The 15,973-nt window shown below is 64.8% G+C and carries 15 protein-coding genes; 5 read left to right on the forward strand and 10 right to left on the reverse strand.

The window, feature by feature from the left end; translation table 11 throughout:
* Window positions 1-39: 39 nt before the first annotated feature.
* The 7 genes from BLW82_RS13815 to BLW82_RS13845 form a co-directional block, all read right to left on the reverse strand.
* Window positions 40-375 carry a SpdD-like protein gene (locus BLW82_RS13815; RefSeq protein ID WP_093499081.1) on the reverse strand — a complete coding sequence of 112 codons (336 nt, stop codon included), beginning with the start codon at window positions 373-375 and terminating at the stop codon, window positions 40-42.
* A gap of 23 nt (window positions 376-398) precedes the next feature.
* On the reverse strand, window positions 399-554 hold the full coding sequence (locus BLW82_RS13820) for a hypothetical protein (RefSeq protein ID WP_093499082.1): 156 nt from the start codon (window positions 552-554) through the stop codon (window positions 399-401).
* 12 nt (window positions 555-566) lie between these two features.
* A complete protein-coding gene (locus tag BLW82_RS13825) occupies window positions 567-758 on the reverse strand; it encodes a mobile element transfer protein (protein WP_069764280.1) in 192 nt (63 codons plus the stop codon).
* Window positions 759-777: 19 nt separating this feature from the next.
* Complete coding sequence (locus BLW82_RS13830) at window positions 778-1,437, reverse strand: DUF2637 domain-containing protein (RefSeq protein ID WP_093499083.1); 660 nt, start codon at window positions 1,435-1,437, stop codon at window positions 778-780.
* Window positions 1,434-1,640 (reverse strand): hypothetical protein, encoded by a 207-nt coding sequence (locus tag BLW82_RS13835; RefSeq protein ID WP_093499084.1) that lies wholly within the window; start codon window positions 1,638-1,640, stop codon window positions 1,434-1,436. Before BLW82_RS13835 ends, BLW82_RS13830 begins: the two co-directional genes overlap by 4 nt.
* An 83-nt stretch (window positions 1,641-1,723) precedes the next feature.
* The gene (locus tag BLW82_RS13840) at window positions 1,724-3,079 is read right to left on the reverse strand and encodes an FtsK/SpoIIIE domain-containing protein (RefSeq protein ID WP_093499085.1); all 1,356 of its coding nucleotides are present in this window, start codon (window positions 3,077-3,079) and stop codon (window positions 1,724-1,726) included.
* A gap of 2 nt (window positions 3,080-3,081) precedes the next feature.
* On the reverse strand, window positions 3,082-3,432 hold the full coding sequence (locus BLW82_RS13845) for an SCO3933 family regulatory protein (protein WP_093499086.1): 351 nt from the start codon (window positions 3,430-3,432) through the stop codon (window positions 3,082-3,084).
* 425 nt (window positions 3,433-3,857) lie between these two features.
* Between BLW82_RS13845 and BLW82_RS13850 the strand changes: the two genes are divergently transcribed.
* On the forward strand, window positions 3,858-4,901 hold the full coding sequence (locus BLW82_RS13850) for a helix-turn-helix domain-containing protein (protein WP_177232938.1): 1,044 nt from the start codon (window positions 3,858-3,860) through the stop codon (window positions 4,899-4,901).
* On the opposite strand, the gene BLW82_RS13855 is transcribed toward BLW82_RS13850, so the two are convergent.
* The 3 genes from BLW82_RS13855 to BLW82_RS13865 all read right to left on the reverse strand — a co-directional run bounded on the left by BLW82_RS13855 (window position 4,885) and on the right by BLW82_RS13865 (window position 7,373).
* Entirely contained in the window at window positions 4,885-5,679 is a 795-nt protein-coding gene (locus tag BLW82_RS13855; RefSeq protein WP_093499088.1) for an NUDIX domain-containing protein, read from the reverse strand. The genes BLW82_RS13850 and BLW82_RS13855 overlap by 17 nt on opposite strands.
* Window positions 5,680-6,159: 480 nt before the next feature.
* Entirely contained in the window at window positions 6,160-6,660 is a 501-nt protein-coding gene (locus BLW82_RS45405) for a Pycsar system effector family protein (protein WP_177232939.1), read from the reverse strand.
* The gene (locus BLW82_RS13865) at window positions 6,657-7,373 is read right to left on the reverse strand and encodes an adenylate/guanylate cyclase domain-containing protein (RefSeq protein WP_093499089.1); all 717 of its coding nucleotides are present in this window, start codon (window positions 7,371-7,373) and stop codon (window positions 6,657-6,659) included. Before BLW82_RS13865 ends, BLW82_RS45405 begins: the two co-directional genes overlap by 4 nt.
* Before the next feature lie 753 nt (window positions 7,374-8,126).
* On the opposite strand from BLW82_RS13865, the gene BLW82_RS13870 reads away from it, so the two are divergent.
* The 4 genes from BLW82_RS13870 (at window position 8,127) to BLW82_RS13885 (ending at window position 15,955) form a co-directional block, all read left to right on the forward strand.
* Window positions 8,127-10,946, forward strand: coding sequence for a type I restriction endonuclease subunit R (locus BLW82_RS13870; protein ID WP_256215787.1), 2,820 nt, complete (start codon window positions 8,127-8,129; stop codon window positions 10,944-10,946).
* Window positions 10,943-12,286 carry a restriction endonuclease subunit S gene (locus tag BLW82_RS13875; protein ID WP_093499090.1) on the forward strand — a complete coding sequence of 448 codons (1,344 nt, stop codon included), beginning with the start codon at window positions 10,943-10,945 and terminating at the stop codon, window positions 12,284-12,286. Before BLW82_RS13870 ends, BLW82_RS13875 begins: the two co-directional genes overlap by 4 nt.
* Window positions 12,287-12,336: 50 nt before the next feature.
* Window positions 12,337-13,818, forward strand: a complete 1,482-nt coding sequence (locus tag BLW82_RS13880) for a class I SAM-dependent DNA methyltransferase (RefSeq protein WP_093499091.1) — start codon at window positions 12,337-12,339, stop codon at window positions 13,816-13,818.
* A gap of 82 nt (window positions 13,819-13,900) precedes the next feature.
* Window positions 13,901-15,955, forward strand: coding sequence for an AIPR family protein (locus BLW82_RS13885; RefSeq protein ID WP_093499092.1), 2,055 nt, complete (start codon window positions 13,901-13,903; stop codon window positions 15,953-15,955).
* The last annotated feature ends 18 nt before the right edge of the window (window positions 15,956-15,973 follow it).

Genomic DNA, 15,973 nt, shown 5'->3' on the forward strand with positions numbered 1-15,973 from the left:
GCGGCGGAGACTTGGCGGTTGAGGCCGCCCGAGGGCCGGTCAGCGGCGCTTGCCCTCGGCAGTGATGAGCGAGCGGATGACCAAGGCGCAGATCGCGACGGATGCGCCGGTGATGGCGACGGCGAGGAGCATCGAGACCAGGACGGCGCCGACGACCAGGACCACGGCGGTGCCGCTGCCGACGAGGGCGATGACGGCGCCGGGGGTGAGCTGCACGGTCGGCCGGGCCGGGACCGGGGCCGGAGAGACGACCGGGGCGGGCGCCGGGGCCTGCGTGGTGTGCTGGTGGAGGACGGCGGTGGGTTCGACGACTCGGGCGGGCGGGGTGACCAGGCCGGTGGGTTGGGGCATGGTCGGGATCTTGGGGCGGAGCATGGCGGTTCTCCTTTCGCGGGCGGTTACTTGACGGCGGTGTCGATGGCGGGGGCGAGCAGGCTGTCGGCGAGGAGGTAGCCGCCGAGGAGCAGGACGGCGACGAGCCACCAGGGCGGGCGGATGAGCTTGATGCCGAGCCAGCCGACGACGAGGAGGGCGAGCCAGAGCGGGACCTGCACGGGGTGGGCTCCTTAGCGGGCGGTGCAGCGGTGGGTGCGGGCGGCGAGCTGGGCGGCGGACTGGCTGGAGTAGTCGGCGGACCAGCCGCAGCGGTCGTTGGTGCACACGGCGGCGTGCTTGGTGTGGCCGTGGCGGTCGCGGTGGGTGCCGATCTGCACGGGGCCGATCCGCATGACGGAGTGGAAGTGGTCACGGGCGGGCATGTCGGTCAGTCCTTCCGGGTCAGGTGAGTTGGGCGGCGATGGCGTCGGCGAGCTGGGGTGGGACGCCGAGGCGGGCGCGCAGGGTGTCGGTATCGATCCGGGATCCGGTGCGGGCGTGGTGGTCGCTGGCGACCTTGCGGGCGTGGTCGACCAGCGCGGCCGGGACCGGCGGAGCCGGGGCGGGTCCGGCGGTGGGCAGGGCCGGGGCTTCCTCGGCCGCGGGGACCGGGGTGGCTTCCGGCTCGTTGGTGGGGAGGGGTTCGACGTCGATTTCGGGTTCGGGTGCGGGTGCCGGCGGAACCGGCGCCCGGTCTCCGGTGGAGTGGGCGAGGAGGGTGCCGCCGAGGAAGGCGAGGGCGGGCCATCCGGCGATGCCGAAGCGCAGCCAGGCGGGTGGGTGGGCGAGGTCGAGGAATCCGGCGGTGGCGACGTTCGCGCCGAGGGAGGCGAACAGTGCGATGACGAACCAGCACCAGGCCAGCCGGGACGGGCCGTCGCTCCGCAGCCGTCGCCAGGCGGCGACGAGGAGCAGGTCCACCGAGATGGGGTAGGCCCAGGCTTTCCAGCCGTCTTGTCCGGCGGCGTCGGCGAGATCGTGCAGGTGGGCGAAGGAGAGGGCTCCGGCGATGACGGCCTGGATGAGGACGGCGTCCACGCGGAGGGCGGGCCGGGTCTTCATGACGGTTCGCCGGGGTAGTGGGGGCCGTCGGTGGGGTCGTAGCCGGGCGGGAACGTGCCGGGAGGCGGTTCCGGCAGGGACGCGGCCAGTGACGGGCCCACGGCCTCGATGAAGTCGTCGTCAGCGCCGAGTGTGTCGGCGTAGAGGGCAAGTTGGCCGAGCATCAGGACGGTGCGGGCGAAGTCGTCGCAGTCGGGGCACATGGCGTGTTCTCCCTTCCTCGGGCATGGAGGGGGTAGGGACCTGGCGCGATGCGGTCGCGCCGACCGGGGGGAGCGGGGAAGGGTCAGGCGGTGGCGGGGGCTGTCTTGGACAGCGGCACCCGGTCCGAGGGGAGCGCCGCGGTGGCGGGCCGGAAGGCTGCGAGGGCGGGCAGGTGCGGGGTGCGGTCGGCGTGCTTGTTGCAGAGGTTCACGGCCTCGCGCAGCGAGGTGTGCGGGGCGCGGATGCGGGCCCAGCCGCCGGAGGAGTCGCCGGTGACGGCGATGCCGGGGGTGTCGGTGGGGATCTGGATGGCGGCGAGGACGGCGTCCGGGGAGATGTCCCCGAAGGCCATGTTGGCGGAGGATTCGTCGTTGACGCGGTGGGCGGTGCGGCCGGTGAGCTGGGCGCGGAGCATGGTGATTCCCTTGCCGAGTTCGGAGCCGAAGCGCTGCCCGCAGATCTCCAGGTAGATTCCGGCGGCGCGGCCGAGCTGGGCGAGGCGGACCAGGGCGGTGATGATCCGGTCCCGGCGCTTCTCCTCGTCCTTGGTGGCGAACAGGGCGAGTTCGGCGACCTCGTCCACCAGGACCACGACCGGGACCGGGCGCAGGTGGTCGGGCAGGTCCCAGATGTCGGCGGCGATCTCCGCGTCTGGGACGTTCACGGTGATCCGTTGTTCGGCGCGGATGAGCTGGTAGACGCCTTCCATGTGGGTGACGAGGGCTTCGAGGAGGTCGAGGGCGGTGTCGGGGTTGTCGGCGAGGGCGGAGAACCGGCGTGCGAGGGGGAAGAGTTCAACGCCCTGTTTGCAGTCGATGCCGACCAGCGCGACGTTCATCGGGGCGAGACCGGCGACCAGGTTGCGCTGGTAGACGGACTTGCCGGACTCGGTGGCGCCGAGGGTGAGACCGTGCGGGACGGCCCGGTAGTCGCGGTAGTGGACCGCCCCGTCCTCGCGCAGGGCGACCGGGACCCGCATCGGCGCCGTGTCGGTCTTGGCGGGCATCTGCACCCGCTTGAGCACGTCATAGCCGGTCATGCGGACCTCGACGACGCCGGAGCGCAGTTCCCGGGAGGTGACGCCGTACATGGAGAAGGAGTGGCGCAGCCGGTCGGTGGCGGTGGAGACGTCGAAGGCGTCCTGCCCGGGGCGGAGCTTGAGACGGAGCACCAGGCCGGTCCGGGTGGGGCGAATCCGCAGGATGCGCGGGGCGCGGGACTCGGGGACGGGCCGGTTGGCGATTCGGGCGAGGGCCAGGCGCCAGCGGGAGGGCGGGACGGTCAGCCCGCAGGCGTCCATGACGGAGGTGTAGCGGACCAGGACCCGCAGGGCGGCGAAGGCGGCACCGAAGGCCAGCCAGTACCAGGCGGGGCGCCGCCACCGCAGGATCACTGCGGCAGCGACGACCAGCACCAGGGCGACCGTTAACGCGGTCATGATCAGGCCGCCTTCGGCGTCGAGGCGGCGGCGAGCGAGGTGACCGCGACCGCGCGGAACGCGATCCCGTGCCGCTTCTGCCCGTTGAACTCGTTCTCCCACGCCGAGGCGACCAGACCCGTCAGCGCGACCGGGGTGCCCATGGCCAGGTCCTCGGAGACGCCGGGCTGCGGAACGGTGAGCTTGAGGATCTCCACCTCGTCGGGCGTGGAGAACATGACCTCCACGGTCATCAGGGTCACGCCGTCCTTGTCGAGGGCGATCTCACCGGTACGGCGGTCCTTGACCTTCGGCTGCGGAGCCTTGGCGACCATCACGGTCGCGTTGGTGGTGTCGACGGGAATCTGACGCATGATGGAACTCCCTTTCAGGGGCGGGAGCGGCGTACTTGCTTGGCGGTGGGTCGCCGCTCCTGTGCGTTGACGGATGGCCCGCAGCAAAGCCGCGGGCGTTTGCGCTTCAATCTGGTGCGCACCAGTAGGTTGCATCTGGTGCGCACCAGATGTCAAGCGTTGTCGCCGATCCGGCTCTCCAACTCGCCTTCCTGCGACGCTTCTAGAGAACCGCTTCCGCCAACGCCCCGGTAGCCAACAGGGGTTAACACCCGGCTCGTTAACCCCTGCAGACCTGCGCTGATGTGAGGCATGCTGCTATTAGGGCTTGGCAACCACAGGCGGGGCGAGGCGACGTGACGAACGGACTCAAGGCAGCGCGGAGCGCACGAGAGTGGTCGCAGGAGCGGCTAGTTCGAGAGATCGAACGCCATGCGCATCAGCACATGCTCACCGTCGCATCCACGGCCAGCCTGCGCGTCTACGTCTCGGAGTGGGAGAACGGCCGGCGTTCGATCTCGGCCCGCTACGCGAAGATCCTGCGCGCTCTTCTTGGGATCACCGACGACGAACTGCACGGCAGGGCCGAGGCGTTGGCCGTACCCGTTGTGGCTGACGGATACGACGAACTCATAAACCGGATCGACTCCGCCCGCAGCGTCAGCCTCACCATGGTGACGACGTTCATGGATCAGACGGAACTGTTCAGGACCATGGACCGGCAGATGGGCGCCGCGAGCCTTGTCGACCCGATGACGGGGCACCTGGCGAAGCTCGAGGACGCGCTCACCTTCGCCGTACTTCCCGAGACCCGGCGCCCAGTCGCCCTCGCGTTGGCGGGGGCTGCAACGCTGGCCGCATGGCAAGCACTTGATGTGGGCGCCGTGGAACGAGCCTGGCGGCACTACGAGTTGGGCAAGCGGGCGGCACAGGAGGCCGACGAGCCGATGTACCTCGCGCACGCCACGGCCGAGCAGGCGTATGTGCTGTGCGACGCGGGCCGGCCCTCCGTCGCGGTCCAGCTGATACGGGATGCCCAACGCGTCGGCGGCAAGGCGATGTCCCCACGACTCATGGCCTGGTTGTACGCGGCCGAAGCCGAGATCTGCGCCCGGGCGGGGTTGCCGGACGACTGCCGGCGGGCGCTGGAAAACGCGATGCGACACCTGCCGCCGGGGGAGGAGGCCCGAGACGCGGACATGCTGAGCATCTTCTTGAACGAGGGGCACCTCAGCAGGTGGCGCGGTAACGCACTCGCTCTGATTGGCGACGACGAAGCGGTGACGAGTCTGTACGACGCCCTTGATTCCGCAGACCCCACCTTCATACGAGCGTCGGCGGGGCTGCGGTGTGATCTCGCCCAGGCGCACATGGCGCGCGGTGAATACGACCAGGCGCACGAACACCTGCGGCAGGCCCGACTGCTGGCGAGTCGTACCGGATCAGTGCGTCATCGGCGCCGGATCGAGCAGCTCACGCAGCAGTTGTAGGCGCGGCTCCAGCGCCCCGTGAGGCGAGCACGTGCAGGAGAGCCACGAGCGTCCCTGAGCCCATGAGCTCACCGCGGGCCATCAGCCCGGGAATGTCCGCGAGAGGCACCCAGGCGACGTGCCCCGCTTCTTCGAGGTCGGTCGGTTCTCCGACGAGCTTCGCGCCCTGACCGACGTAGATCTCGTGAGGCGAGTCGACCATGCCGACCATGGGCTGATAGGTGACCACGTGCTCCAGGGCATCCGGCCGCCAGCCAGTCTCTTCCTCGACTTCCCGCAGAGCGGCTTGTGCGGCGTCTTCTCCATCGTCGACGATCCCGCCAGGCAGCTCCCAGCCGAACGAGTCGGGGACGAAGCGGTAGCGCCAGAGCATCAACACGCGGTCCTGGTCGTCGAGGACGGCGGCGATGGCGACGTGATGAAGCCGCACGACGTGATGCTCGAAGCGTTCAACGCCGGGCGGCTCGACGTCCACGAGACTGAGCTTCACCCAACGGTTGTCGTACACGGTCCGCTCACCGTGAATCTGCCACGGCTCCACGTCTGTTGGCGTCTCTGTGCTCACGGACCGGTCCGGCACGCGGTACGAGCTACGGCCGTGCACCTCGATGGCACCCTCGGCGATGAGCTTGGCCAGGACCTGACGAAGTGCCGTACGGCCGATGCTCAGCTCTTCCGACAGGGTGCGCTCAGAGGGGAGCTTGGAGCCAGGCTGATACTTGCCCGTTGAGATCCACTCGCGAATCGTGAGATAGACCCGCTCCGACTTCGGTCCCATCCTGTGAGCACGCTCCCTGCGTCCTGTGATGCTGATCCGCTCCAGCGTAGCGACACATACGAAAATCCGTAGGTGGTTGGCCGTCGCTGCTGATCGCCAAGGTGTCGCCAAGGGGCGCGGTAGAACTTTCCCTACTTCATCAAGGCCCGCGCACGGCGCGGGCGCGCCGCCTCTGCGGCGCGGCCTGCCTCCTGTCTGCGCCCCGGCTGGCCGCGCCCGGCGGCGCGCTACGTGCAGCGGGCAAAGTAGAGAAAACCCTCTGTGGCTGAGGCCGGTCGGCTCCACGGCTTTAGGCAGCCAATTTGGCGCGAGCCTCGAAGATCATGGCCCAAAATCGGGCACTAACGGGCAGGCTCACAAACCTGCCCGATCCGCTGGCTAGCGTAATGGGCCATGATCACTCGCGCCAAATCAGCTCCAGCCCAAAGCCGCTACACCGACCTCGTACCTGTCATCAACTGTCAGTTTCAATCTAGCAGGTCAAACCACAAGCCCCGCGATCAGAACCAGGACACCTCCGACGGCCGCGAGCAAGAACGATAGCTGCACGAGCCGGTGCTTGCGCCAGGCTATTTTGCTCGTGTTTATCAGCTGGCTACTCAAAATGGGGAGGGTATCCTCCTGCTGAAGCTTCAAGGCAAGTGTGGCCGGATCCCAGAATTGCAAGTGTCCGAAGTAAATGAAATTCTCGGGCGCTTCGCTTCGCAACTTTTTAACGGACCGCAGCCGGGGTGCGACGACAAGAATCGCCAGGACCGCGCCCGCCAGGATCAGCAAAGCCCCAGCCCAGACGACCCCGCGAATGCCGTAACCGTGGAGGCGTGAAAAGCGATGCCCGTTGTCCGAGAGGGCAACGATGCCCGCAAGAGCCGCCGATTCCAAGGTCAGGGCGAAGGACGCTTTTGCGTCCACTCGCGCTGTCCACTCCCCGATGGCCGTGTGGATACGCCACGCCGTCTCGCGCGGATCGGAAGCTGTCACGGCTTGGACCACCAGCTCGACTTGTACACCGTGATCTCCTCGCCGCCGACCTCACGCTGGTATGGGCCTTCCCACATCGGCTTCTTCTCGCCGGAACTGTACTTCGACTTTTCGTTCAACATCCTGAAAACTGGCCCGGTTATGTACGTTCGGTAATATCCGTTGCGGATATCGCTGAGTTTTGCCGCCACGTTAGGAGCTCGACCGATCGACACAAGGTCATTGTGACCACGTACACCGCCTCGCACAATCAGGGCAGTGCCGGAGTCGATACCCACGCAATGCTTGATCTCGAATCCCTTCGTGGTGATCGATGACAGATTCGCCTCCACTTTGGGGCGTACAATCTTGTCCACCACGTAATTAATCTGTAGCCCACACTTGGCGGCTTCACTGTTCTTGCTATCGCCCATGAAAACGGCCATGACACGGTCGCCGTCGAAGCTCCGAATCTGCCCGCCGCGGGCTTTGATAACGCGACAGGTGGCGTCCAGGTAGGCGCGGATGACCTTCGCGGCCGTGGTTCGAGTGAAGTCCCGGGCGAGACCAGTCGAGTCGGCCAGATCCGCATACAGGTAGACCGCATCCACCTCCACCGCTCCGTTGCTCAGCTTCACGTCCTCAGTGGTCGGCACCACGGCGCCCTTGCGAATGTCCCAGTCCGAGCACACCACGCTCGTGACAGCCGCACTGATGTCATCAACTAGTCCCACAAGTCACCCAATCTGCATACGAGATGAGGCCCGCAAGGTACCAGTCCCCACTGACACTGATGCGGCACCGACGTTCGGCGGGTACAGCTCCCCGCCTGGCTGACGTGGCGCCTACGCCCGTACCCCAAAGCATGAGTGCCCTCCCGGGCCGTCTCCGGGCCGTGCGAGGTCAGCCGACGCCGACCGACAACGACAGAAGCCCACGGCATCTGAACTGGTCAGAGCCGTGGGCTTCTTCTGTCCCGCTGGTCAGCCGGACCGGTGATCAGTAGACCGGCAAGTGAGCGCCCTCCCGGGCCGTCCTCGGGCCGTGGAAGGGCGCTCAATGGTGACCAACGTCGACAGCTGCCGACAGCTCAGCAGCAGGTCAGAGCGTTGATCCCGTAAGCGGCCGCAGGTCACGTCCGCCGCTGATCAGTTGTGGCCTACCAGATCGGACGTCCGGCGAGGCGCTCCACCTTGTCCAGCCAGGCCACGCCCGGTACCACTATGTGTGGGACGAGGACAGACGGCACGGCAGCGAGGCGTCAGCGAGCATGGCGATCGGCTCTCTCCGCCACAGGCAAAGTCCACCATAGCCAACCTGCGGGTTGTTGGTCCGCGTCCGCAGCAGAGCCCGGATGTCTACTGATCAACTTGAAGAAGTTCGATCACAGCAACCGCTTGTGAAGCTAACGTGATGCATGTTTGAAGGTATGGGGCGAGCTGAAGGCGGAGTGCCTCGCGGGGCAGCTACGTCAAGGGGGGATTCGCGTGGTCCTGCAATCCGAGGATGCTTCCCGTCTTCCTGCCGAGGCGCATGCGCGGCTCCTGATCGACCAGCAGCTGCACGTGGCGGGCTGGGCGGTGCAGGACCGCAAGGGCATGAACCTGTTCGCGGGCGAGCCGGGTGTGCACGGCATCGCGGTACGCGAGGTGATCATGGCGCCGGGGCACGGGCGGGTGGACTACCTGCTGTACGTGAACAAGAAAGTTGTGGGGGTCATCGAGGCCAAGCCGCAGGGAACCACGCTCTCCGGGGTGGAGTGGCAGTCGGCCATGTACGCCACGGGCCTGCCGGCCGAGCACCGCAAGCGCGCTCACATCGTTGGGGAGCGTCTGCCGTTCGTTTTCGAGGCCTCGGGATCGGAAACGCACTTCACCAACGGGTACGACCCTGCGCCGCGTGCCCGCAAGGTCTTCAACTTCCCTAAGCCGTCCACGCTGGCCCGCATCGTCCGGGAAGCGACCGACGACCCAGCCCTCCCTACGTGGCGGTCCAAGGTTCGGCACATGCCGCCGCTGAGCACGGAGTCTCTGCGCCCGGCGCAGGTCGACGCAATCGAGAACACCGAGAAGTCCTTGGCCGCACAACGTGCGGACCGGTCGCTGATCCAGATGGCCACGGGTGCGGGCAAGACTTACACCGCCGTCACGCTGTCCTACCGGCTGCTCAAGCACGCCGGGTTCAAGCGGGTGCTATTCCTGGTGGACCGCAACAACTTGGCCAAGCAGACCGCGGCCGAGTTCAGCAACTACGTCACCCCGGACGACGGCCGGAAGTTCAGCGAGCTGTACGCGGTCGACCGCCTCAAGTCCGGCAGAATGTTCTCCAGTTCCGACGTGGTGATCTCCACGATCCAGCGCGTGTACTCGGTGCTGCGCGGCAAAGAGATTCCCGAGGGCGATGACCCGAGCCTGGACGACTTCGTGCCAGACGCACCGGTGGAAATTGCCTACAACCCGGACATGCCGCCGGAGTCGTTCGACCTGGTAATCGTGGACGAGGCCCACCGTTCCATATACGGGGCCTGGAAAGGCGTGCTGGAGTACTTCGACGCCCACGTGCTGGGATTGACGGCCACGCCGGGCAAGCAGACGTTCGCGTTCTTCCGGCAGAACCTCGTTTCGCAGTACACGTACACAGAGTCCGTGGCCGACGCCGTGAACGTGGACTTCGACATCTACCGGATCAAGACGGAGGTCTCCCAGAACGGCTCGACGATCGAGGCCGGCACGTTCGTGCCGAAGGTGGACCGCCGCACGAGGGTGCAGCGCATTGAAGCTATCGACGAGGAGCTCGAGTACAAGAAGTCCCAGCTGGACCGGGCGGTGCAGAATCCCAACCAGATACGCACTGTCCTGCAGGCCTTCCGTGATCGGCTGTTCACAGAGATCTTCCCGGGCCGCACCGCGGTGCCCAAGACGCTGATCTTCTGCAAGGACGACGCCCACGCCGAGGAGGTGGTAACGCAGGTGCGTCAGGTGTTCGGCAAGGGCAACGACTTCGCCGCGAAGATCACCTACCAAGCCAAGGACCCCGAGGGGCATCTTCAAGCCTTCCGCACCAGCGCGAGCCTGCGGATCGCGGTCACGGTGGACATGATCGCTACCGGGACGGACGTGAAGCCGCTGGAGTGCGTGTTCTTCATGCGTGATGTTCGCTCGGCACAGTACTTCGAGCAGATGAAAGGGCGGGGCGCCCGCACGATCGCGAAGGCAGACTTCCAGGCCGTGACCCCGGACGCCCAGACCTGCGCGGCTGCGCAGGAGAAGACCCGGTTTGTGATCGTTGACGCTGTGGGCGTGACAGAGCACGCCTTCGTGGATCCGCCGCTGATGCGCACCAAGTCAGTAAGTCTGGAGAAGCTGCTGGGCAAGGCTGCTTCCCTGACGATCACCGAGGACGAGACCGCGACCCTGGCTTCCCGTCTGGCGGCTCTGGAGCTCCAGGTGACTCCGGCCGAGCGGGCTGAGCTCGCCAAGGTCGCCGGGCAGCCTCTTAGGGCGATCGTCAAGGATCTAGTCGAGGCCTGCGATCCGCAGGTCCATGCCGAAGCGCTCGCCGCTGTCGGCAACGAGGCCGAGCGTGATCAGGTGGTCGAGGAGCTGATCGAGAAAGCCATTGAGCCTCTGGCTGCGAACCCGGAGCTGCGTACGCGCATCCTCGAGCTGCGCCGACAGCACGATCTGATCATCGATGACACCAACCCGGATTCCCTGATCGAGGCGTACGGGGTGGGTGAGGAGGACAAGGCCCGCGAGATCGTCGACGACTGGCGCGCCTACCTGGAGGAGCACCGCAGCGAGATTAGCGCGATCCAGGTCCTGCAGCAGGCCGCGGACGCCAGTGACAGGCCGACCGGCAGCACGTTCGAGCAGATCAAGGAGCTCGCCGACCGTATCGCCCGCCCGCCGCACCGGTGGACCCCTCAGCGTCTCTGGGCGGCGCACGAGCAGGTCGAGAAGGGCCGCGTGCGACGGAACGCGAGGGCCCAGACCACGGATCTGGTGTCCCTTCTGCGCTTTACTCTTGCGGGTGACGACGAGCTGGTGCCGTACGCCGACAAGGTGCGCGAGCGGTATCAGGGCTGGCTCCTGCAGCAGGAGCAGGCCGGCGTCGTCTTCACTGATACGCAGAGATGGTGGCTGGACAACATGGCGAACGTGATCGCGTCCTCGGCCGGGATCGACGTCGACCAGCTCGACGGCGCCCCGTTCGACGAGCGCGGTGGTATTGATGGCGCTCTTCGCGACCTGGGCAACCAAGCCGGTGAAATTCTGGAGACCCTGAACAAGGAGTTGACCGCGTGACCGATGCCGGACTGCCCAAAGGATGGGAGCAGACGACGCTCGGAAAGATCGCGGCCTGGAGCAGCGGGGGCACACCGAAGTCTGGACGCAAAGACTTCTACGGCGGCGACATCCCCTGGGCTGTCATCGGCGACCTCAACGACGGTTTGCTCGTCGAAACCGCTGGCACGATCACGCAGGACGGTTTGGACAACTCCTCGGCGAAGTGGGTGCCCAAGGGATCCGTGCTAGTGGCGATGTACGGCGCCTCGATCGGGAAGCTTGGTCTAACTGGCGTGCCCTTGACGACGAACCAGGCGATCGCGGCCGCTCGTCCGAGTGACAAGGTTACTGCCAAATTCCTCTTCTACTACCTCATGTCCCAGCGCGAGGAACTGGTGCGAGCCGGAAAGGGAGCGGCGCAGCCGAACATCGGACAAGGAACGCTTAAAGCATGGCCTGCTATCGTCCCTCCGCTGGTAGAGCAAGAGCGAATTGTCGATCTGCTGGAGGATCACCTCTCCCGCCTCGACGCGGGCGTCGACTATCTCGACGCCGCGTTCCGCAGGACAGTCTCCTTCCAGAGGTCTCACCATCAGGCCATGCTCGATTCTTACGGCGGTGAACTGGTTCGCCTCGCTGATCTCGTGGAATCGATCGAGGCGGGAAAGTCGCTGGGAAGCTCTGCTCCTCCGGCTGCGCTGGGCGAGTGGGGAATCATCAAGGTCAGTGCGATGACCTGGGGTACTTTCCGGCCTGAGGAGAACAAGATGATCCCGGCGGAGAAGGCGAACCCGCAATACGAGGTTAAGCCCGGCGACCTGCTGGTTAGCCGCGCGAACACCTCTGCCTACGTCGGTGCCAGCGTGCTGGTCGGCGATACCCGTCCGCGCCTCCTGCTGAGTGACAAGAGCCTTCGCATCACACCCAAGGATGGCGTCGACGCCGCGTGGCTTCACAAGGTGCTCCAAACTCCCAAGTCTCGTCAGCAGATCTCTGACCTGGCCACGGGCACCAAGGACTCGATGCGCAACATTTCTCAGAAAGCACTGCTGTCGATCACTGTCCCGCGCCTGACCACCAAGCAGCAGGAAGATATGGTCGCACGTTGTCAACAGGCATTTGAGCAGGCCAGCTCATTGGAGGCCAGCACCTCGGCCGGGCTGAAGAGGGCAAGTAACCTCCGCCGGTCACTTCTGGCCGCTGCTTTTTCGGGGCGCCTGACCGGAGCCGCATTTGATGCGGGGCAAGTCGAAGAAAGGGCTGCCGTGGTCGACGCCGAGTCAGAAACCCTGGGGTCGGGTCTTTCTGATGCTGAGAAATCAGTTACTGTCAACGACGGCTCAATGTCTGCCGCTTAGCATCTATTGATCTTGTAGGGCATGTGCCCTGGGTTGAAAGGACACATTTCGTGACGGAGACTCGTCAGCTGGTCGACAAGCTTTGGTCGTACGCGGGAGTACTGAGAGACGCCGGAGTGGGCGTGCTGGAGTACACCGAGCAGCTGACCTACCTATTGTTTTTGAAGATGGCGCACGAGCGTGCCAACCGAGCTCTGAAGCCCGAGCAGATCATCCCAGAGCAGTACTCCTGGCAACGCCTGCTCGACTCCGACGGCGCGGCACTGGAAGCGGAGTACACACTGATCCTCCAGGGGCTGGGCCGTCAACCGGGCATGCTGGGCACGATCTTCCGCAAGGCGGAGAACAGGGTGCAGGATCCGGCGATCCTCAAGCGTCTCGTCCACGATCTGATCGACAAGCAGACCTGGTCGGGCGGCGGTGACATCAATGGTGATGCCTACGAGTCCCTGCTGTCCAAGGGGGCGAGTGACAAGGGCTCTGGGGCGGGCCAGTACTTCACGCCGCGCTCGATCATCTCCGCGATGGTCGAGGTCGTGAAGCCCACCGTGGAGGACTCCGTCATCGACCCGGCGTGCGGAACTGGAGGCTTCCTGCTGGGCGCTCACGCGTATGCTTCGAAGGATGCGGCGCACATGAACCCCGAGCAGCGCGCCCACTTGCGAAGTGGGTTCGTACACGGCGTCGAGTTGGTGGACGGTACTGCACGCCTGGGCGCCATGAACCTGCTGCTGCATGGAATGGGCGACGCCAAGGGCGAGTCCTTGATCGAGGTCAAGGATGCCCTCGTGGCCGACCCGGGCAAGCGATGGTCGGTCGTGCTGGCCAACCCGCCGTTCGGCACGAAGTCTTCCATCACGATGGTCGGCGCCGACGGCAAGGCAGCACGCGAGGACCGGGAGATCGAGCGCTCAGATTTCACCGTCACCACGAGCAACAAGCAGCTCAACTTCCTACAGCACATCATGACGATCCTGGACATCAATGGCCGTGCCGCCGTGGTGTTGCCGGACAACGTCCTATTCGAGGGCGGTGCAGGGGAGTCCCTGCGTCGTCGTCTACTCAAGAGCTTCGACCTGCATACAATCCTTCGTCTGCCTACGGGGGTGTTCTACGCGCAGGGAGTGAAGGCGAACGTGCTGTTCTTCGATAAGAAGCCGGCCAGCGAGACCCCGTGGACCGCTGAGACGTGGGTGTACGACCTGCGGACCAACCAGCACTTCACACTCAAGCAGAACCCGCTCACCCGTAAGCACCTGGACGACTTCGTCGCGTGTGCCAAGCCGGGGCGGCCGCGCAAGGAGCGGGTGGAGACCGAGCGGTTCAAGGCGTTTACCTACGAGGAGCTTCTCAGCAGGGAGAAGGTCAACCTCGACATCACCTGGCTCCGCGACGAGTCCCTCGAGGCCCTGGACAACCTACCTGCCCCCGATGTCATCGCGCGCGAGATCGTCGAGGACCTCACTGCGGCTCTGGAGGAGTTCGCGGCAGTTGCTGACGCACTGGAGGCCAAGGAGACGGCCGAGGCGTGAGCCTAGAGTCGTTGTCCGAGATCAGCACGACGGCCGTAGCTGCTGTTGATCTGTTCAGCATTGCAGAGTGCGAGGGGCGAGCATGAAGGACCTTCAAATTCGACAGCTCGAGGCGGCCCTGAACGAGCAGTTTGACGGCCTGATCGACATGACTGACTTGGAAGGGCGGGACGACAAGACTGTTCGGCCGGCCTTCCTCAGCCGTGCACTGGCAGCGTTGGCTGTGCTTGAGGTGACGGGTCTCGACCGTGAGCAAGCCGCGGCATGCGTCATCGACGGTTTCGATGATCAGGGGATTGATGCTGTCGCGGTGGACGCAGACGCCCCGCATATCTATATCATCCAGGCCAAATGGAGTAAAACCGCCGACGCGTCCTTCGATCAGAAGGCCCTTTTCGCCCTTAAGGAAGGCCTCAAAAAGCTGGTGAGCGGCCAATATGACCGCTTCAACAACAAACTCCAGCCCATGGTCCCCGCCCTGAATTATGCCTTGAGTAATCCTCGCGTGCAGATAACAATCGTGCCGGCCCTGGCCGGGGATCGGGGACTGCCGCCAGCCCAGCAGGATTTCGAGGATCTAAAAGACGAGTACAACGACCCTCAGGAGATTCTTCGAGTCGAACCCCTTCTGCTGCAACACTTCATTAGCGCTCTCCGTGCGGGGCTGGACGATCCGAGAGTTGACCTGAAAGCACGGATGCCCGACTTTCGCTTTCATGGCGAACCCTATTTGGCTTACTACGGAACGCTCACCGCTGACCAGGTCGCAGGATGGTACGCGGAACATCGGCATCGCCTCTTCCAGCGAAACATTCGATTTCCTCTGGGGCTCACAAAGATCAACTCTGGGCTGGTGGAGACAGTGCTCCGCGAGCCCACACATTTTTGGTATTTTCACAATGGCATCACTGTGCTCTGCGACCAGCTCGATGTCGGCCCGCGTGGTGACCTTGAGCTATCCGGCGCGAGTGTGGTGAACGGCGCCCAGACGGTTTCATCCCTGCATGAGGCGGCCGAACGGTCGGCTGAGTCCGTCGCGCGTGCACGTGTCCATGTACGCATTATCCCGCTCAAGGGGACGCCGGATAATTTCGACCGCCAGGTAACAATTGCAACCAATACTCAGAACGGAGTGGCCGAGCAAGACTTTCGCGCCCTCGATGATATTCAGACGCGGCTCCGCTATGACTTCGACGTCACGCTTAATAAGACTTACGTCATTAAGCGCGGAGAAACACCTCCGGCGCCTGCAGATGGATGCGACATGGTCGAAGCGGCGATCGCCTTGGGTTGTGCGCACCAAGACCCTCAGATCTCCTTTCAGGCGAAGTCCGAAGCCAGCCTTTTGTGGAAGGATGAGATCTACACCAAGATATTCCGTCGTCCGGATGCTCGCAGGGTGTGGCGAGCCGTGCAGTTGCTGCGAGCGGTGAGAAAGGCGTTGGTCCCCCTCCAGCAAAGCCTAGAGAGCCGCGCGGGAGCCTTCGTTGACCAGGGTGAGTACATGATCACTCACCTTGTCTTCCGTCAGCAGCAAAACTGGTCCTCGTGCCCAGAAGGCGAATGGACGAGGATGCTGAAGCTGATCCCCGCTTCGGTCGAGGCTGCCTTGCGATGGGCTATGTATGCCCTCGACAGAGGTAACACTCAGGTTGGTGGCGTTTTTCGCACAGCTCAGCGCTATGCACATATTGCAGAGAGTGCCGCCGAAGGCTTGCTCTCTCGGGAGTCCACACCAGAACTTTCTCCTGAGTACCAGTCAGCGGAGCGGGAGAAGAGAGCGCGCCAAGCGAATGCAGTCACTGTGATTGTAGACGCAGGTGCCATCGCGGAGGGAACTCGATTGGAGTTCCGGCCTGTAACCGATCTGGAACGCCGGGCCTTGACCAAGTGGATCGCGGAAGATCGGCGCCGTGGATCCGCAACGTGGGTTGTAAGCAGGAGCAACCGAAGCAAGGTGCTTCTGTGGGAATGGAATGGTGAACGCTATTCCCCGAGTGCACTCGTAGTGGAGATGTTCCGGCACGCCAACAAGTCGGGACCGCAAGCGGTGCAAGGAACCCGCCGCTGGTTCGTTGCCGGACAGGGTTCACTGGTCGATATCGCCAACAGCATCCGCGGTGATTCCGCGGAGTAGATACATCGGCTGTGCCTC

Origin of the sequence: Streptomyces sp. Ag109_O5-10 (assembly GCF_900105755.1) — a bacterium.
Taxonomy (GTDB): Bacteria; Actinomycetota; Actinomycetes; order Streptomycetales; family Streptomycetaceae; genus Streptomyces.